This window comes from Streptomyces sp. NPDC056373 (assembly GCF_042262425.1).
Taxonomy (GTDB): domain Bacteria; phylum Actinomycetota; class Actinomycetes; order Streptomycetales; family Streptomycetaceae; genus Streptomyces.
This window is the reverse complement of the sequence record NZ_JBHJPX010000003.1, coordinates 257,223-275,790: the sequence shown is the minus strand read 5'-3', so window position 1 is coordinate 275,790 and position 18,568 is coordinate 257,223. Positions and strand designations below refer to the sequence as shown.

Annotated in this window: 15 protein-coding genes; 9 read left to right on the top strand and 6 right to left on the bottom strand. The window is 71.5% G+C overall.

Annotated features, from left to right (window positions below; genetic code table 11):
- The first annotated feature begins 40 nt into the window (after positions 1-40).
- The 3 genes from ACFCXS_RS08100 (at position 41) to ACFCXS_RS08090 (ending at position 2,631) form a co-directional block, all read left to right on the top strand.
- On the top strand, positions 41-694 hold the full coding sequence (locus tag ACFCXS_RS08100; RefSeq protein WP_376642208.1) for a hypothetical protein: 654 nt from the start codon (positions 41-43) through the stop codon (positions 692-694).
- Between the two features lie 178 nt (positions 695-872).
- A complete protein-coding gene (locus ACFCXS_RS08095; RefSeq protein WP_376642207.1) occupies positions 873-1,496 on the top strand; it encodes a hypothetical protein in 624 nt (207 codons plus the stop codon).
- A gap of 325 nt (positions 1,497-1,821) precedes the next feature.
- Entirely contained in the window at positions 1,822-2,631 is an 810-nt protein-coding gene (locus ACFCXS_RS08090; protein ID WP_376642206.1) for an endonuclease I family protein, read from the top strand.
- Positions 2,632-2,669: 38 nt separating this feature from the next.
- On the opposite strand, the gene ACFCXS_RS08085 is transcribed toward ACFCXS_RS08090, so the two are convergent.
- From ACFCXS_RS08085 to ACFCXS_RS08075, 3 genes are all read right to left on the bottom strand, one after another.
- Entirely contained in the window at positions 2,670-4,361 is a 1,692-nt protein-coding gene (locus ACFCXS_RS08085; RefSeq protein ID WP_376642205.1) for a thiamine pyrophosphate-binding protein, read from the bottom strand.
- Complete coding sequence (gene speB / locus ACFCXS_RS08080) at positions 4,358-5,338, bottom strand: agmatinase (RefSeq protein WP_030838119.1); 981 nt, start codon at positions 5,336-5,338, stop codon at positions 4,358-4,360. The genes ACFCXS_RS08085 and speB overlap by 4 nt, the downstream gene beginning before the upstream one ends.
- Positions 5,339-5,404: 66 nt before the next feature.
- Positions 5,405-6,877, bottom strand: a complete 1,473-nt coding sequence (locus ACFCXS_RS08075; protein WP_376642204.1) for a sodium:solute symporter — start codon at positions 6,875-6,877, stop codon at positions 5,405-5,407.
- A gap of 123 nt (positions 6,878-7,000) precedes the next feature.
- Between ACFCXS_RS08075 and ACFCXS_RS08070 the strand changes: the two genes are divergently transcribed.
- Together ACFCXS_RS08070 and ACFCXS_RS08065 are read left to right on the top strand one after the other, a co-directional pair.
- Entirely contained in the window at positions 7,001-8,476 is a 1,476-nt protein-coding gene (locus ACFCXS_RS08070; protein WP_376642203.1) for a PucR family transcriptional regulator ligand-binding domain-containing protein, read from the top strand.
- Between the two features lie 124 nt (positions 8,477-8,600).
- On the top strand, positions 8,601-9,389 hold the full coding sequence (locus ACFCXS_RS08065) for a phosphatase (protein WP_376642202.1): 789 nt from the start codon (positions 8,601-8,603) through the stop codon (positions 9,387-9,389).
- Here the strand turns inward: ACFCXS_RS08065 and ACFCXS_RS08060 are convergent.
- The 3 genes from ACFCXS_RS08060 to ACFCXS_RS08050 form a co-directional block, all read right to left on the bottom strand.
- Positions 9,382-10,290, bottom strand: a complete 909-nt coding sequence (locus ACFCXS_RS08060; protein ID WP_376642201.1) for an acyl-CoA thioesterase — start codon at positions 10,288-10,290, stop codon at positions 9,382-9,384. The two genes, ACFCXS_RS08065 and ACFCXS_RS08060, sit on opposite strands and share 8 nt — an antisense overlap.
- 35 nt (positions 10,291-10,325) lie before the next feature.
- Positions 10,326-11,483 carry an acyl-CoA dehydrogenase family protein gene (locus tag ACFCXS_RS08055; protein ID WP_376642200.1) on the bottom strand — a complete coding sequence of 386 codons (1,158 nt, stop codon included), beginning with the start codon at positions 11,481-11,483 and terminating at the stop codon, positions 10,326-10,328.
- Between the two features lie 564 nt (positions 11,484-12,047).
- Positions 12,048-12,662, bottom strand: a complete 615-nt coding sequence (locus ACFCXS_RS08050) for a TetR/AcrR family transcriptional regulator (RefSeq protein ID WP_376642199.1) — start codon at positions 12,660-12,662, stop codon at positions 12,048-12,050.
- Between the two features lie 87 nt (positions 12,663-12,749).
- On the opposite strand from ACFCXS_RS08050, the gene ACFCXS_RS08045 reads away from it, so the two are divergent.
- The 4 genes from ACFCXS_RS08045 to ACFCXS_RS08030 are packed head-to-tail and all read left to right on the top strand — an operon-like array spanning position 12,750 to position 18,410.
- Positions 12,750-14,366: a carboxyl transferase domain-containing protein gene (locus ACFCXS_RS08045; protein ID WP_376642198.1), complete on the top strand. Its 1,617-nt coding sequence runs from the start codon at positions 12,750-12,752 to the stop codon at positions 14,364-14,366.
- A gap of 14 nt (positions 14,367-14,380) precedes the next feature.
- Positions 14,381-16,297 (top strand): acetyl/propionyl/methylcrotonyl-CoA carboxylase subunit alpha, encoded by a 1,917-nt coding sequence (locus ACFCXS_RS08040; protein WP_376642197.1) that lies wholly within the window; start codon positions 14,381-14,383, stop codon positions 16,295-16,297.
- Positions 16,294-17,244: a hydroxymethylglutaryl-CoA lyase gene (locus ACFCXS_RS08035; protein WP_376642196.1), complete on the top strand. Its 951-nt coding sequence runs from the start codon at positions 16,294-16,296 to the stop codon at positions 17,242-17,244. The genes ACFCXS_RS08040 and ACFCXS_RS08035 overlap by 4 nt, the downstream gene beginning before the upstream one ends.
- Before the next feature lie 5 nt (positions 17,245-17,249).
- A complete protein-coding gene (locus ACFCXS_RS08030; protein WP_376642195.1) occupies positions 17,250-18,410 on the top strand; it encodes an acyl-CoA dehydrogenase family protein in 1,161 nt (386 codons plus the stop codon).
- The last annotated feature ends 158 nt before the right edge of the window (positions 18,411-18,568 follow it).

Here is an 18,568-nt window from a genome sequence, read left to right as displayed (position 1 = left end):
CGGTCCGGGGCCGTTCCCCTGTCCCCGATCATGGACACCTGTGTCCGGCGAACGGGTGAAGGGAAACGCAGCGGTGGGCTACTGCCTGGAGATGAGCACCGGCGACATGAGAACGGTGGTGCGGCTGCTCATGGCGGTGGAGCGGACCGAGCAGCAGGAGCACACCCTCGCCCGGGTGCGCACGGAGTGCGAGCGGACCGACGCCCGCTTCCGTGAGCAGGGCATCGACCTCGACATCTCCATCGGCCGGGCCCTGGACGAGCTGATCGACGGCACCCCGAGCACCGATCTCTGCCCGGCGTACAGCTACGCCTTCTACCAGGCCGTCGCGGCGCACTTCTCCGACCCGACCGACCTCGGCACCTGGCGCGGGCCGACCTGGTTCCACGCCATGGACGACGAACTGGCCCGGCACGGCGTACCGTCCGACCTGCTCCCGGGCACGTTCCTGTTCAGCGGCCCGCCGCTGCGGCTGCCGCACCCCGGCGACGCGGTGCCCGCGATCGGCACCCTGCCGACCCGGCGGGCAGCCGCCCTGGCCGATGCCTACGGGCGTGTGCTCGACCGTCTCGATCCCGAATTCCGTGGCCCGGCCCGCCGGTTCGCCGACGCTCTGCGTTTCGAGGCGGAGGAGTGGGAGGGTGCGCGACAGCTCGGGACGAACCCCGACACCCTGCTCTTCTGGTTCCACTGACCTCTGCCGGAACTCTTGACGCCGCCTTTCCCGCCGGGATACTTGCGGTCCACAGGGCGCCAACTGCCGTGCCATGCAAGGGCTTTGAGTGAACGGCGGCGCCACTTGTCCGAGATCCCGAACGTCGTGCGAAGTTTCGCAAGTTTCGTGACGACCACCCCCACAGGAGGATCCGCACATGAGACCACTCACGGCACTCGTGAGCCCACGCAAGGCACTCGTCGCCACCCTGACCGCCGCCCTGCTGGCCGGCCCCGGTGTCGCCCAGGCCGCCACCGACCAGGCTCCGCCCGCCCCGGCCCGGGACCGCGCCGCGGCGGCCACCATCACCTGGTCCCTCGTCCGCGCGAGCAACCCCACGGCGGACCAGCGCTCCGCCTATGACCTCATCACGAAGGCCATGAACGCGGCGGTGGCCCGCTACAACAACCTCAGCGACCTGGGCAAGACCCTCACGGTCCGCTACGAACCGGGCGTTCCCACCGCCGACGGCAACATCAACGGCACGATCCGCTTCGGCAGCAACCGCAGCTACATGAGCGAACGGACGGCCCTGCACGAGATCGCCCACACCATCGGCGTGGGCACCAGCTCGGGCTGGTCCCGCCTCGGCGGCAGCGGCACCTGGACCGGCGGCCAGGCCACCGCCCTCGTCAAGCAGTACGACGGTTCGGGCGCCAAGATCTCCACCGGCGGCGGCCACTTCTGGCCCTACGGCCTGAACTACGACAACGAATGGTCGGGCACGGCGGCCGACCGCCATGTCCGCATCGTCGCCGCGATGGTCCGCGACGGCCTGTAGGACCCACCGCGGCGGCCGTCGCACAGCCCAGGTGCGTCGGCGCGAACATCCGCAGCACCGCCGGGAGCAGGACCACCGAGGGCCCGGGCGCCGCAAGCGCCCTCGCGAGGTCCTGCCCCGGTCGGCGGACTCGAACCGTCACCCGGACCGAACGGCCCCCGATCCACCCGCGGGCGGCTGTTTTGGTGCGTCAACTCGCGTAGAACACGACCGACTTGCCGGTTTCCGTCACCTGATTGCCATGTCGGATTCATTTACACGGCCGCATGTCCATGTCACTCTCCCGATTGCCGCCTCCGATCAACCCGCGTAGATGGGACCCCACATGCTGGCGACAACACGGATACGCCGATGGAAGCCCGTGGCTCTGGCCACGGCCGCAGCCCTGGCCGGCCTCACCGCGTCCACCCTGACCGCCACCCCGGCCGCGGCCACGACGACCGCGTACGACACGACGTACTACAAGAACGCGGTCGGCAAGACGGGGACGAGCCTGAAGTCCTCCCTGCACACGATCATCAGCGCCAACGTCTCGAAGATCTCGTACTCCGCGGTCTGGAACGCCCTCAAGGTCACCGACCAGGACCCGAACAACAGCAACAACGTGATCCTGCTGTACAGCGGTGTCTCACGCAGCAAGTCCCTCAACGGCGGCGACCTCGGCGACTGGAACCGCGAGCACACGTGGGCCAAGTCCCACGGCGACTTCGGCGAGGTGACCGGCCCCGGCACCGACCTGCACCACCTGCGCCCTGCGGACGTGCAGGTCAACAGCATCCGCGGCAACAAGGACTTCGACAACGGCGGCAGCACGGTCAGCGGCGGGGGCGGCAGCCTCACGGACTCCGACTCCTTCGAGCCGCGCGACGCCGACAAGGGCGACGTGGCCCGCATGATCCTGTACATGGCCGTGCGCTACGACGGCGGCGACGGCTTCGCCGACCTCGAGCCGAACGAGAAGGTCAGCAACGGCAGCAACCCCTACATGGGCAAGCTCTCCGTCCTCAAGCAGTGGAACGAGCAGGACCCGCCGAGCGCCTTCGAGGAGAAGCGCAACCAGGCCATCTACGACACCTACCAGCACAACCGCAACCCGTTCATCGACCACCCGGAGTGGGTCGAGGCGATCTGGTAGCGATCACTGAGACTGAACTCCCCTCCCGCGACGGGAGTTCAGTCCGAGCCCAGGTGGGTCGGCGCGAACATCCGCAGCACCGCCGGGAGCAGGACCACCGAGGGCCCGGGCGCCGCGAGCGCCTTGGCGAGGTCCTGCTCCAGGTTCTCCGGGGTCGTCCGCACCCCGGGGACGCCGAAGGACTCCGCCAGCGCCACGTAGTCCGGCCGGGTCAGTTCCGTCGCCGTCGCCTCGCCGAACGCGTCGGTCATGTACTCGCGCAGGATGCCGTAGCCGCCGTCGTCGACGATCAGCCAGGTGACGTTCAGGTCGTACTGGCGGGCCGTGGCCAGCTCGGCGATGGAGTACAGGGCCCCGCCGTCGCCGGAGACGGCGAGGACCGGGCGGGTCGGGTCGGCCACCGCCGCGCCGAGTGCGGCGGGGAAGGCGTAGCCGAGGCCGCCGGCGCCCTGGGCGGAGTGCATGTGGTTGGGGCCCTTGGCGTCGAAGGCCGACCAGGCCCAGTACGCGAGGATCGTCATGTCCCAGAAGGACGGGGAGTCGGCGGGCAGTGCCCTGCGGACCGACGCCAGGACGTCCTGTTCCAGGGTGAGTTCCTGGCCGGCGATGCGCTCGGCGACCCTCGCGAGCACCTCCCGGGCCCGGTCCGCCGCCGTCGCGTCCTGGCGTTCGGACACCGTCTCCAGCAGCGCCTGCAAGGCGAGGCGCGCGTCCGCGTGGATGCCCAGCGCCGGATGGTTGGACTCCAGCTTGCCGACGTCCGCCTCGATCTGGACGACCCGGCCGCGCGGCTTGAACGTGTGGTAATTCGAGGAGAGTTCGCCGAGGCCGGAGCCGACGACCAGGAGGACGTCGGCGTCCTCCAGGAAATCGGTGGTGTGCCGGTCCTCGATCCACGACCGGAGGGACAGCGGGTGCTTCCAGGGGAAGGCGCCCTTGCCGCCGGGCGTGGTGACCACCGGGGCCTGAAGCCGCTCCGCCAGTTGCCTCAGCTTGCCGGAGGCGTCCGCCCGGACCACTCCCCCGCCCGCGATGATCGCCGGACGGGCGGCCCTCGACAGCAGGTCGGCGGCCACGGCGGTCAGTTCGGGGCGCGGCGGCAGCTCCTCGGGGAAGGCGTCGCCGCCCGTCACGACGGGGATCGCCGTCTCGGCGAGCAGCACGTCCTGCGGGATCTCCACCCACACCGGGCCGTGCGGGGCGGTCAGCGCCGACGTCCAGGCCGCCTCGATCGCGGAGGGGATCTGCGACTGGGTGCGGACGGTGTGGACGGACTTGACCACGCCCCGGAACGAGGCGGCCTGGTCCGGGAGTTCGTGCAGGTAGCCGTGGCGGCCGCCGCCCAGGCCCGCCGTCGGGACCTGGCTGCTGATCGCCAGCACGGGCGCGGAGGCCGCCGCCGCCTCCTGGAGGGCCGCCAGGGAGGTCAGGGCCCCCGGGCCGGTCGACAGCAGCAGCGGCGCGGCCTCACCGGTGATCCGGCCGTAGGCGTCCGCCGCGAACCCGGCGTTGTTCTCCACCCGCAGGCCGATGTACCTCAGGTCCGAGCGGCGCAGGGCGTCGAACATGCCGAGGGCGTGCTGGCCGGGCAGCCCGAAGACGGTCGTCGCGCCGAGCCCGGCCAGCGTCTCCACGACCAGGTCTCCGCCGGTGCGGCCGGGAGGAGGGTTGAGGGCGGCCTCCGTCTGGGCGGGCGTGGGGCGGAGCACCAGGTCGTGGTCGTGAGTCACTTGGCTTCCGAGTCCTTCCGGGCCGCGGCGATCTGGCGGGACATGATCGTGGTCAGTTCGTAGGCCGTGTGGGACGCGGCCACCGACGTGATCTCCGCGTGATCGTACGCGGGGGCCACCTCGACCACGTCCGCGGAGACCAGGTTGCAGGAGGCCAGCCCGCGCAGGATCTCCAGCAGTTCGCGCGAGGTCATGCCGCCGGCCTCGGGGGTGCCGGTGCCGGGGGCGTGGGCCGGGTCGAGGCAGTCGATGTCGATGGAGATGTACAGCGGCCGGTCGCCGATGCGCTGGCGCAGCTGGTCGGCGACCTCGTCGGCACCGCGCCGGTAGACGTCGGCGGAGGTGACGATGCCGAAGCCCATCTTCTCGTCGTCGGTCAGGTCCTGCTTGCCGTAGAGCGGGCCGCGGGTGCCGACGTGGGACAGGGCGGAGGTGTCGAGGATGCCCTCCTCGACCGCGCGGCGGAACGGGGTGCCGTGCGTGTACTCGGCGCCGAAGTAGGTGTCCCAGGTGTCGAGGTGGGCGTCGAAGTGCAGCAGGGCGACCGGGCCGTGCTTCTTCGCGACCGAGCGCAGCAGGGGCAGGGCGATGGTGTGGTCGCCGCCGAGGGTCATCAGGCGGGCGCCGGTGCCGAGCAGGTCGTCGGCGGCGGCCTCGACGGTCTCGACGGCCTCGTTGATGTTGAACGGGTTCACGGCGATGTCGCCGCCGTCCGCGACCTGGGCGAGGGCGAACGGGGAGGCGTCCTGCGCCGGGTTGTACGGGCGCAGCAGCCGGGACGCCTCACGGATGGCGTTGCCGCCGAAGCGGGCACCCGGCCGGTACGAGACACCCGAGTCGAACGGCACGCCCACGACGGCGACATCGGCCCGGCCGACCTCGTCCAGCCGGGGCAGCCGGGCGAAGGTCGCCGGCCCCGCGTACCGGGGGACGCGGGAGGAGTCGACAGGCCCGCGCGGAGTCTCGTTGCTGCTCATGAAGAAATGCTCTCTTTCCTACGCTTCATCGCGTGTGTACTGCTATGCGCTGCTTGTACTACGACTCTACTGGGGAGCCGCGACCGGTTCGGACGCGAGTTCGGGAGACCGGCCCGCGAGCCGCTCGCGCCAGGCGGTGAGGACGGCGGCGTCGGTGGCGGGGGTGGCCAGGGAGACGACCAGGTAGGCGGCGAGGGAGGCGAGCAGGCCGTAGTAGACGGGCTCGTTGGCGAGGATGCCGTACGTCGCCATCAGCACGACGACCGCGAGTCCGCCGGCCACGACGGAGGCGAGGGCGCCGTGGACCGTGCCCCGCTTCCAGACCAGTCCGCCCAGGATCGGCACCAGCAGGCCGCCGACGAGGAGGTTGTAGGCGACGGTCAGGGCCTCCACGACGTTGTCGATCGCGATGGCCGTGCAGATGACCGCGAGCCCCATGATCAGGATGAAGAGACGGTTGCCCTTCACCTCGTCATGGTCGTCCGCGTTGTCGGCGGGCGCCTTGCCGAGGCCCCGCAGCCGGGACCAGATGTCGTTGCTGGCGACGGTCGCGCAGGCGATCAGCGCGCCGGAGGACGTCGACATCACGGCGGCGAGGGCGGCGGCCAGCACGAGTCCGCGTACCCCGACGGGCAGTTCGTCCTTGACGATGGTCGCGAAAGCGTCGTCGGGGCTGCCGAGCTCGGGGTACAGCACCTTGGCCGCGGTGCCGATCACGGCACCGGCGAGGGCGTAGGCGAGGCAGTAGGTGCCGGCGACGGTCCCGCCCCACTTGGCGGTCCTGTCGCTGCCGGCGGTGAAGACGCGCTGCCAGATGTCCTGTCCGATGAGCATGCCGAAGGTGTAGATCAGCACGTAGGTGAAGATCGTCTCGCCGCCGATACCCAGCGGGTCGAAGTACGCGGTGGGCAGCTGCGCCTTCATCTCGCTGAAGCCGCCCGCCTTCACGACGGCGATGGGCAGCAGCAGGAGCAGCACGCCGATGGTCTTCACGACGAACTGCACCATGTCGGTCAGCGTGATCGACCACATGCCGCCGAGGGTGGAGTACGCGACGACGATCGAGCCGCCGAGGACGATCGCGACCGTGCGGTTCATGTCGAACAGGACGTCGAAGATCGTGGCGTACGCGATGGTCGAGGTGACGGCGAGCATCAGCGTGTACGCCCACATGACGACACCGGAGACGACCCCGGCACGCCCGCCGCCGTAACGCAGGTCGAGCATCTCGGAGACGGTGTAGACCTTCAGCCGGGCGATGCGGGCGGAGAAGAAGACGGACAGGGCGAGCAGGCCGAGGCCGATGGTGAAGACCATCCAGGCGCCGGACAGGCCGTACTGGTAGCCGAGGCCCACCCCGCCGATCGTGGAGGCGCCGCCGAGGACGATCGCCGCCATGGTGCCGGAGTACATGGCCGGGCCGAGGCGGCGGCCGGCCACGAGGAACTCGCTCTTGGAACGGGCACGGCGCATGCCCCACCAGCCCATGGCCAGCATGCCGGCCAGGTACACGACGATGACGGCGTAGTCGACGGCCATGAGGGCCTCCTTCGATCGGTGTCGCCGGCGGGTGACGAGGACTGACCTTAGGTGGCCGGAAAGCGACTGCGAAGTGTACGTTTCATCCATTCGAGCCGGTGCCGGATGGAGGGAACGCACACCATGCCGGATCCGGCGGTTCCGCCCACCCCGCCCGTCCCGCTGACCGCGCTGCTGGCCCGCGAGGACCTTGGCCTGCGGCAACTCGCGGGCCCGTCCGCCGAGGACGTCGTCGTCCACTGGGTGCACACCTCGGAGATGGCGGACCCGTATCCCTATCTGCTGGGCGGTGAGCTGCTGCTCAGCGCCGGGGTGCACATCCCGGACGCGGCGGGAGCGGGGACCTCCTACTTCGACGACTACGTCTCCCGGATCGTGGCGGCGGGCGGCGCGGCCCTCGGCTTCGGGGTGGCTCCCGTGCACGACACGGTGCCGGAAGGGCTGGTCGCGGCCTGCGCCTCACGGGGCCTGCCCCTGCTGGAGGTGCCGCCCCGGACCACCTTCTCGGGCGTGGCCCGCGCGGTCTGGCAGCTGATGGCCCGGGCCCGTCTGGCCGAGCTCCGCCACGTCACCGAGGCCCAGCAGAGCCTCGCCGCCGCCGCGTCGCGCCCCGACCCGGTCCCCTCGGTGCTCCGGCAACTCTCGGGGCGACTGGGCGGCTGGGCCGTGCTGTACGGACCGGAGGGCGCGGAGATCGCCTCGGCGGGACGAAAACCCGGGGACGAGCCACGGGCGGCGCTGACCCGGCTGGCGGCGGTGGTGGGGCCGGCCCGGGCGGGGGCGCCCGTCCCCTCCTCCGCCACCGACTCCGTCGCCGGTCTGCACCTGGCCGCCTACGGCCTGGGGGCCGGGCACGGGTTCGTGCTCGGCGTCGTCGCCGCGCAGCGGACCCCAGGCGACCACACCGTCGCCTCCGTCGCGGCCGTCCTGCTGTCGTTGCTCACCGGCGAGCAGCAGAGCGGCACCGGTGCCGCCCGCTCCTCCGCGCTGGTGCGGCTGCTGCTGGGCGCACCGCCCGAGGAGGTCGCGGGGTTGCTGGGCGAGGGGCCGTGGCTCGTGGTGCACGCCCGGCCGGACGGGGACGGCGCCCCCGGCCCCGTCGCGGCCTCCGCCCTGGGCGCCGCGCTCGGGTCCGCCCTGGTCGACCCGGCGGGCGACGCCGTACGCGTCCTGGTCCCGGCCGGCCGGGCACCGGAGCCGCTGCCCGGCTGGACCCTGGGCGTCAGCGCCGCGGTCGCCCCGCACGACTGGCCCACCGCCGACACACAGGCCGCCCGCGCCCTGGCCCGGGCCCGCGCCACCCGCTCCCCGCTGCAGCGGCACAGCGCACGCCCCGCCCTGGCCGACCTGGTCCCGTCGCAGGAGGCGGCGGTCCACGCCCGTGCCGTCCTCGCTCCCGTCACGGCCCACCCCGCCCTCACCGAGACGCTGCGCACCTGGCTGTCCCTGCACGGCAGCTGGGACCGCACGGCCGTCGCCCTGTCCGTGCACCGCAACACCGTGCGGCAACGCGTCGCCCGTTGCGCGGCCCTGCTGGAGACGGACCTCGACGACCCGGACGTACGGATGGAACTCTGGTTCGCGCTGCGGCACGTGTGAGCGGGACCGGCACGTCCGACCGGTGATCTGAGTACGTGAGCGGGGTCCCGCTGAGTACGTGACGCACGTCCCAGCGCTCGATACGCCAGGGACGCCCCCGGTCGGCTGCCTCACAATGGATGGCATGCCGATATCCGGGACACCCAGCCGCGCCGAACTCGTCGAACACCTCGTCAGGACGCGCATCGCGGGCGACGTCGCCACCCCCCGCGAGAACAACCTCTCCCACTACCGCAAGCTGGCGAACAGCGACCGCCACTACTGGCTCGGACTGGAACTCGGCGACCGCTGGAACGACGAGCAGGACGTCCTCGCGGTCATGGCGGAGCGGGTCGGCGTGAACGACGACCCCGAATACCGGTACGGCCAGGACACCATCGACCCGGAGCTGACCGTCGACGGCCTGGAGCGGATGGCCGGGCGGCTGCGCAAGGCGGCGGACGGGCAGCAGCGCGTTCTCTTCGCCACCGGCCACCCCGGTGGCCTCCTCGACGTGCACCGCGCGACCGCGTCGGCGCTGCGCGCGGCCGGCTGCGAGATCGTCGTCATCCCGGACGGGCTGACGACCGAGGAGGGCTACGTCATGCAGTTCGCCGACGTGGCGGTCCTTGAGCACGGCGCCACCCTGTGGCACACCCACTCGGGCGAACCGATGAAGGCGATCCTGACGGCCCTGGAGCGAGTGGGCCGCCCGCTGCCCGACCTGGTGGTCGCCGACCACGGCTGGGCCGGCTACGCGGGACAGCACGGCGTGGACTCCGTCGGCTACGCCGACTGCAACGACCCGGCCCTGTTCATCGCCGAGGCCGAGGGCACCGTGCAGGTGACGGTCCCCCTCGACGACCACGTGATCAGCCCCCGCCACTACGACCCGATGACGGCGTACCTGCTCGCGGAGGCGGGCCTCAGCTAGGGTCCCGCTCGCGCGGGACGCGGACGACGCCCTCCTGGATGACGGTGATGGCGAGCCGTCCGTCCTGCGTGTAGATCCGTGCCTGCCCCAGTCCCCGGCCGCCGTGCGCGGACGGGGACTCCTGGTCGTACAGCAGCCACTCGTCGGCGCGGAACGGCCGGTGGAACCACATCGCGTGGTCGAGCGAGGCCCCGACGACGTCCCCGACGGCCCAGCCACCGCGCCCGTGCGCGAGCAGCACGGAGTCGAGCAGGGTCATGTCGGAGACGTAGGTGGCGAGGACGACGTGCAGCAGGGGGTCCCCCCGGACGGAGTCTGGGGGAGGATCGTCCGCGAGCTTGCCGTTGGTGCGGAACCACACCTGCGAGTGCGGCTCGCGCGGCTCGCCGAACCGGCCGTAGGGCGGCTCGTCGACGTAGCGGAGATCGACCGCGGCCCGGGCCTCGAGGAACTTCTCCACCACTACGGGGTCGAGATGCCCGTACTCGCGCAGCCGCTCCTCGCCGGTGGGGAGGGTCACGGGATCGGGCGAGGCGGGCATCGGCTCCTGGTGATCCAGCCCGTCCTCGTGCACCTGGAACGATGCCGAGAGGTGGAAGATCGGCTTGCCGTGCTGGACGGCGACCACCCGGCGGGTGGTGAAGGAACGGCCGTCGCGGATCCGGTCGACGGTGTAGACGATGGGCGCGCCGGGGTCGCCGGGGCGCAGGAAGTACGCGTGCAGCGAGTGCGCGGGCCGGTCCTCGGGGACCGTGCGTCCGGCGGCGACGAGCGCCTGGGCCGCGACCTGCCCGCCGAAGACCCGGGGGACGACGGCGGACCGGGACCGGCCTCGGAAGATGTCCTCCTCGATCTGCTCGAGGTCGAGCAGATCGAGGAGGCTCTGGAGTGCATTGCTCATGGCAACTGTTGTACCGGCCAATGACTACGGTCGGCTTACAGGCCCATGTTCTTCGCGATGATCGACTTCATGATCTCGCTGGTGCCGCCGTAGATGCGGTTGACGCGGTTGTCCGCGTACAGGCGGGCGATGGGGTACTCGTTCATGAAGCCGTAGCCGCCGTGCAGCTGGAGGCAGCGGTCGATGACGCGGTGGGCGACCTCGGTGCAGAACAGCTTGGCGGAGGCGGCCTCGGCGGGGGTGAGCTCACCGGCGTCCAGGGCCTCGGTCGCGCGGTCGGCGACGGCCTCGGCGGCGTCCACCTCGGCCTGGCAGGCGGCCAGCTCGAACTTGGTGTTCTGGAAGGACGCCACCGTCTTGCCGAAGACGGTGCGGTCCTGGACGTACTGCTGGGCGAACCGCACCGCGGCCTTGGCCTGGGCGTAGGCGCCGAAGGCGATGCCCCAGCGCTCGGAGGCCAGGTTGTGGCCCAGGTAGTAGAAGCCCTTGTTCTCCTCGCCGAGAAGGTCCTCGACGGGGACCTTGACGTCGACGAAGGCCAGCTCGGCGGTGTCGGAGGTCTTCAGGCCGAGCTTGTCGAGCTTGCGGCCGACGGAGTAGCCCTCGGACTTGGTGTCCACGGCGAAGAGGGAGATGCCGTGGCGGCGGTCCTCGGCGGTCGGGGCGGAGGTGCGGGCGCAGACGATCATGCGGTCGGCGTGGACGCCGCCGGTGATGAAGGTCTTGGCGCCGTTGAGGACGTAGTGCGTGCCGTCCTCGGAGAGCTTGGCGGTGGACTTCATGCCCGCGAGGTCGGAACCGGTGCCCGGCTCCGTCATCGCGATGGCCCACATCTCCTCACCGGAGACGAACTTCGGCAGGAAGCGCTTCTTCTGCTCGTCGGTGGCGAGCATCTTGATGTAGGGCAGGGCGAGCAGCACGTGCACACCGGAGCCGCCGAACGCGACGCCCGCGCGAGCGGTCTCCTCGTACAGCACGGCCTCGAACTTGTGGCTCTCCAGGCCGGCGCCGCCGAACTCCTCGGGCACGTTGATGCCGAAGATGCCCAGCTCACCGAGCTTGTAGTAGAAGTCGCGGGGCGCCTGGCCCGCCGCGAACCACTCGTCGTACACGGGTACGACCTCGGCCTCGATGAAGGCGCGAAGGGTCTCCCGGAACGCCTCGTGATCCTCGTTGAACACCGTACGGCGCACGCCGCCACCTCCAGGCTCCACATGTCTAAGCGCTTGCTCAGTCAAAGATACCGGCGAGTATCGACGAGCGTCCAGGGAGGGGGTGGGGAGATGCTCGTCACGCCGGTGGGGAGGGGCGATACCTCCGGGGTGCAGGGGGGGGCGAAGCCCAGCCGGGGGGTGGGGCGAAGCCCCCGCCGGGGTGAGGGGAAGCCCCGCAGGAGTCCGGCGCGGAGCCCGAGGCTGGCGCACCTCTTGCCCGACAACTCCGGGCGGGCGGGAACCCCCCGGGGGTGCAGCGGGCGAAGCCCCCGCCGAGGTCCGGGGCGAAGCCCCGAGGCTGGCGCGCCCCTTGCCCGACAACTCCCGGCGGGCGGGAACCCCCCGGGGGTGCAGGGGGCGAAGCCCCCGCCGAGGTCCGGGGCGAAGCCCCGAGGCTGGCGCACCCCTTGCCCGACAACTCCCGGCGGGCAGGAACCCCCCGGGGTGCAGGGGGCGAAGCCCCCGCCGGGGAACGGGGCGGAGCCCCGGAGCGAGCCCGGCCTCCTGGCCGACAGTTTCGGGCGGGTGGGTGGGCAAAGGCCGCTAAACCCCTGCCGCGGCGAACGCCCCCCGGGCCATCCGGTGCAGCAGCTCCGCCGTAGCCCCCCGCCCCGGCAACGACCCACCCCTCCCCAGATGCGGAGTCGAGTTCAGCAACCCGAACACCGAGTGCACCGCCGACCGAGCCGCAGGCTCCCCCAACCCCGGGTACACCTCCCGCACGACCCCCACCCACAGCTCCACGTACTGCCGCTGCAGCTGCCGCACCATCTTCCGGTCGCTGTCCCGGAGGCGATCCAGCTCCCGGTCGTGCAGGGTGATCAGAGGCCGGTCGTCGAGCGCGAAGTCGATGTGCCCCTCGATCAGCGAGTCGAGGACCACCTCCGCCCTCGCACCCCCGCCCGCATCCCCGTCCGCCTCCGCGTCCGCCAGCCTCCGCTTCGCCCCCGTCAGCAACTGCCCACTGATCCCCACCAGCAGCTCCGCGAGCATCGCGTCCTTGCCCGCGAAGTGCCGGTACAGCCCGGGCCCGCTGATCCCGACCGCGGCACCTATCTCGTCGACTCCGACCCCGTGGAAGCCCCGCTCGGCGAACAGCCGCGCGGCCTCCTTGAGGATCTGCTCACGGCGGGTGGGGGCGTCGGTTCTGGTGGCCATGAAATCAATTCTAGACAGGGAGGTTAGCGGTCGTTAACCTGAAGGAAATGCGTTAACGCTCATTAACAAGGTGAGGGGACCCGCAGGATGCACGAGGCACCGGAGCTCACGAGCGCGGCAGACCCCGCGTCGGAGGCCTTTCGGGCCAACGAGGAGGCGCACCACGCCCTCGTCGAGGAGCTGCGCACCAAGCTCGCCGCCGCCGCACAGGGCGGCGGCGAGAAGGCCCGCGCGCGCCACACCGCGCGCGGCAAGCTGCTCCCCCGCGACCGCGTCGACACCCTCCTCGACCCGGGCTCGCCGTTCCTGGAGCTGGCCCCGCTCGCGGCCGACGGGATGTACGAGGGCCAGGCCCCGGCCGCCGGCGTCATCGCCGGAATCGGCAGGGTCAGCGGCCGCGAGACGGTGGTCATCGCCAACGACGCCACGGTCAAGGGCGGCACCTACTACCCGATGACCGTCAAGAAGCACCTCCGCGCCCAGGAGGTCGCCCTCGACAACCGCCTCCCCTGCGTCTACCTGGTGGACTCCGGCGGCGCCTTCCTCCCCATGCAGGACGAGGTCTTCCCCGACCGGGACCACTTCGGCCGCATCTTCTACAACCAGGCCCGCATGTCCGGCGCCGGCATCCCCCAGATCGCCGCCGTCCTCGGCTCGTGCACGGCCGGCGGGGCGTACGTCCCGGCGATGAGCGACGAGGCGGTGATCGTCCGCAACCAGGGCACGATCTTCCTCGGCGGCCCGCCCCTGGTGAAGGCGGCCACCGGCGAGGTCGTCACGGCGGAGGAGCTGGGCGGCGGCGAGGTCCACTCCCGCGTCTCGGGCGTCACCGACCACCTCGCGGAGAACGACGCGCACGCCCTGCGCATCGTCCGCACGATCGTCTCCACCCTCCCCGCGCGCGGGGCCCTCCCCTGGGAGGTCACGGAGGCGACGGAACCCAAGGTCGACCCGCACGCCCTCTACGGCGCGGTCCCGGTCGACTCCCGCACCCCCTACGACGTGCGCGAGATCATCGCCCGGGTCGTCGACGGCTCCCGCTTCGCCGAGTTCAAGTCCGAGTTCGGCCAGACGCTGGTCACCGGCTTCGCCCGGATCCACGGCCACCCGGTGGGCATCGTCGCCAACAACGGCATCCTGTTCTCCGAGTCCGCCCAGAAGGGCGCCCACTTCATCGAGCTGTGCGACCAGCGCGGCATCCCGCTGGTGTTCCTGCAGAACATCTCGGGCTTCATGGTGGGCAAGGACTACGAGGCGGGCGGCATCGCCAAGCACGGCGCCAAGATGGTCACGGCGGTGGCTTGCACCCGCGTGCCGAAGCTGACGGTCGTGGTCGGCGGCTCGTACGGCGCGGGCAACTACTCGATGTGCGGCAGGGCGTACTCCCCCCGCTTCCTGTGGATGTGGCCGAACGCCAAGATCTCGGTGATGGGCGGCGAGCAGGCCGCCTCGGTCCTCGCGACCGTCAAGCGGGACCAGCTGGAGGGCCGCGGCGAGTCCTGGCCCGCGGAGGACGAGGACGCCTTCAAGGCCCCGATCCGCGCCCAGTACGAGCGCCAGGGCAGCGCCTACTACGCGTCGGCCCGCCTCTGGGACGACGGTGTCATCGACCCGATGGACACCCGTCAGGTGCTGGGCCTGGCCCTGACCGCCTGCGCCAACGCGCCCCTGGGTGATCCCCAGTTCGGCGTCTTCCGGATGTGAGGGGACGGACGACGATGTTCGAGACAGTGCTGGTGGCCAACCGGGGCGAGATCGCCGTACGCGTCATCCGGACACTGCGGTCGATGGGCGTGCGCTCGGTGGCCGTCTTCTCCGACGCGGACGCCGACGCCCGGCACGTCCGCGAGGCGGACACGGCGGTCCGGATCGGCCCGGCCCCCGCCTCCGAGAGCTACCTCTCCGTGGAGCGCCTGCTGGAGGCGGCGGCCCGCACGGGCGCGCAGGCCGTCCACCCGGGCTACGGCTTCCTCGCGGAGAACGCGGCCTTCGCGCGCGCGTGCGCCGAGGCGGGCCTGGTCTTCATCGGCCCCCCGGCGGACGCCATCGCGCTGATGGGCGACAAGATCCGGGCCAAGGAGACGGTCCAGGAAGCCGGGGTTCCGGTCGTGCCCGGCGGACGCGACCCGGACCTGGCCGAGGCGGCCCGCGAGCTGGGCGCGCCCGTGCTGCTGAAGCCCAGCGCGGGCGGCGGCGGCAAGGGCATGCGCCTGGTGCGGGACCTGACGCGGCTGGAGGACGAGATCGCGTCGGCCCGCCGTGAGGCCCGGGCCTCCTTCGGCGACGACACGCTCCTCGTGGAGCGCTGGATCGACCGCCCCCGCCACATCGAGATCCAGGTCCTGGCGGACGCCCATGGGCACGTGGTGCACCTCGGTGAGCGCGAGTGCTCCCTCCAGCGCCGCCACCAGAAGATCATCGAGGAGGCGCCGAGCGTGCTCCTCGACGAGGAGACCCGTGCGGCGATGGGTGAGGCGGCGGTCCAGGCGGCCCGCTCGTGCGGTTACCGGGGCGCGGGCACGGTGGAGTTCATCGTCCCCGGCAACGACCCGTCGTCGTACTACTTCATGGAGATGAACACCCGCCTCCAGGTGGAACACCCGGTCACGGAGCTGATCACCGGCCTCGACCTGGTCGAGTGGCAGCTGCGGGTGGCGGCCGGCGAGCCCCTCGGCTTCACCCAGACGGACGTACGGCTGACCGGTCACGCGGTGGAGGCCCGCATCTGTGCCGAGGACCCGGCCCGGGGCTTCCTCCCCTCCGGCGGCACGGTCCTGAGGCTGCGTGAGCCGCAGGGCGACGGCGTCCGCACCGACTCGGGCCTCACCGAGGGCACGGAGGTCGGCAGCCTCTACGACCCGATGCTCTCCAAGGTCATCGCCTACGGCCCGGACCGTGCGACGGCCCTGCGCAAGCTCCGGGCGGCCCTGGCCGGGACGGTGACGCTCGGCGTGCAGACGAACGCCGGGTTCCTGCGCCGTCTGCTCGCCCACCCGGCCGTGGTCTCCGGCGACATGGACACCGGCCTGGTCGAGCGCGAGGTGGAGGACCTGGTCCCGGCGGACGTGCCGGAGGAGGTGTACGAGGCGGCGGCTGCCGTACGCCTCGATGCCCTGAAGCCGGAGCCGGGCGGCTGGACGGACCCGTTCTCGGTCCCGAGCGGCTGGCGCCTGGGCGGCGCACCGAAGCCGGCCACCTTCCCCCTGCGGGTGCAGGAGCCCCTGGAGCACACCCCGCGCGGCACGGCCACGGTCACCACCGACCGGGTCTGCGTCACCCTGGACGGCGTCCGGCACACCTTCCACCGCGCCGCCGACTGGCTCGGCCGCGACGGCGACGCCTGGCACGTACGCGACCACGACCCGGTCGCCGCGTCCCTCACCCGCGCCGCCCACGGGGGCGCCGACTCGCTGACCGCCCCGATGCCCGGCACGGTGACGGTGGTGAAGGTCGCCGTCGGCGACGAGGTGAGCGCCGGTCAGAGCCTGCTGGTGGTGGAGGCGATGAAGATGGAGCACGTCATCTCCGCGCCGCACGCCGGCAAGGTCACCGAACTGGACGTGGCACCCGGCACCACGGTCGCCATGGACCAGGTGCTGGCGGTCATCGCACCACACGAGGAGGCGGCGGAATGACAGTCCCAGGGCTTCCGACGGCCGTCCCGAGCAGGGACCTGCCCACCCGCGTCCGCATCCACGAGGTCGGGGCGCGCGACGGCCTGCAGAACGAGAAGGCGACGGTCCCCACGGAGGTCAAGGCCCGGTTCATCCACCGCCTGGCCGAGGCCGGCCTGACGACGATCGAGGCGACCAGCTTCGTCCACCCCAAGTGGGTGCCCCAGCTGGCGGACGCGGAGCAGCTGTTCCCGATGGTCGCCGACCTGCCCGTCGCGCTCCCGGTCCTGGTCCCGAACGAGCGCGGCCTGGACCGCGCGCTGGCGCTGGGCGCCCGCCGGGTCGCCGTCTTCGCCAGCGCCACGGAGTCCTTCGCCAAGGCCAACCTCAACCGCACGGTGGACGAGGCGCTGGCGATGTTCGAGCCGGTGGTGACCCGCGCGAAGGCCGATGCGGTCCACGTCCGCGGCTACCTGTCGATGTGCTTCGGCGACCCCTGGGAGGGCGCCGTCCCGATCGCCCAGGTGGTGCGGGTCTGCCGCGCCCTGCTGGACATGGGCTGCGACGAGCTGAGCCTGGGCGACACGATCGGCGTGGCCACCCCCGGCCACGTGGTGGCGCTCCTCGCAGCACTGGACGAAGCGGGCGTTCCACCCGCCACCCTCGCGGTCCACTTCCACGACACCTACGGCCAGGCCCTCGCCAACACCCTCGCGGCGCTCCAGCAGGGCGTCACGACGATCGACGCCTCCGCGGGCGGTCTGGGCGGCTGCCCGTACGCGAAGTCCGCGACCGGCAACCTGGCCACCGAAGACCTCGTGTGGATGCTGCGGGGCCTCGGCATCGACACCGGAATCGACCTCGGCCGCCTCGTCGCCACGAGCGCGTGGATGGCCGCCCACCTGGGCCGACCCAGCCCGTCCCGCACCGTCCGAGCCCTGTCCCACGAGGACACCGAGGAGCACTGATCACCATGGACTACCGTCTCTCCCCCGAGCTGGAGGAACTCCGCCGTACGGTCGAGGAGTTCGCGCACGAGGTGGTGGCGCCGAAGATCGGCGACTTCTACGAGCGGCACGAGTTCCCTTACGAGATCGTCCGCGAGATGGGCCGCATGGGCCTGTTCGGCCTGCCCTTCCCCGAGGAGTACGGCGGCATGGGCGGTGACTACCTGGCCCTCGGCGTGGCCCTGGAGGAACTGGCGCGGGTCGATTCCTCGATCGCCATCACCCTGGAGGCCGGCGTCTCGCTGGGCGCGATGCCGATCCACCTCTACGGCACCGAGGCGCAGAAGCAGGAGTGGCTCCCCCGCCTCTGCTCGGGCGAAGTCCTGGGCGCGTTCGGCCTGACGGAGCCGGACGGCGGCAGCGACGCGGGCGCGACCCGCACGACGGCACGCCTCGACTCCGCCACGAACGAGTGGGTCATCAACGGCACGAAGTGCTTCATCACCAACTCGGGCACGGACATCACGGGCCTGGTGACGGTCACGGCGGTCACGGGCCGCAAGCCCGACGGCAGGCCGCAGATCTCCTCGATCATCGTCCCGTCCGGCACACCGGGCTTCACGGTCGCGGCCCCGTACTCCAAGGTCGGCTGGAACGCCTCGGACACCCGCGAGCTGTCCTTCACGGACGTCCGGGTCCCGGCGGCGAACCTCCTGGGCGAGGAGGGCCGCGGCTACGCCCAGTTCCTGCGCATCCTCGACGAGGGCCGCATCGCGATCGCGGCGCTGGCGACGGGTCTGGCGCAGGGCTGCGTCGACGAGTCGGTCAAGTACGCGAAGGAACGCCACGCCTTCGGCAGGCCGATCGCCGCCAACCAGGCTATCCAGTTCAAGATCGCGGACATGGAGATGAAGGCCCACACGGCCCGCCTCGCCTGGCGCGACGCGGCGGCCCGCCTGGTGTCGGGCGCCTCCTTCAAGAAGGAGGCGGCCCTGGCCAAGCTCCACTCGTCCACGGTCGCGGTCGACAACGCCCGAGAGGCCACCCAGATCCACGGCGGCTACGGCTTCATGAACGAATACCCGGTGGCCCGCATGTGGCGAGACTCCAAAATCCTCGAAATCGGCGAGGGCACGAGCGAGGTCCAGCGGATGCTGATCGCGCGGGAGTTGGGGTTGGTGGGCTGACGCAACCACTCTTGCACGCCGAAGGCTGGTGGGGCCCAGTTAAAGCGGGGCACCCACCATCGAAAAAAATTAGAGAAAAAATAGCAAGAAGGTACAAAAGGATAATGACAACATCGGGGGAATTGAATTACAGCAACACCAAAAGAAAAAAAAAAAAC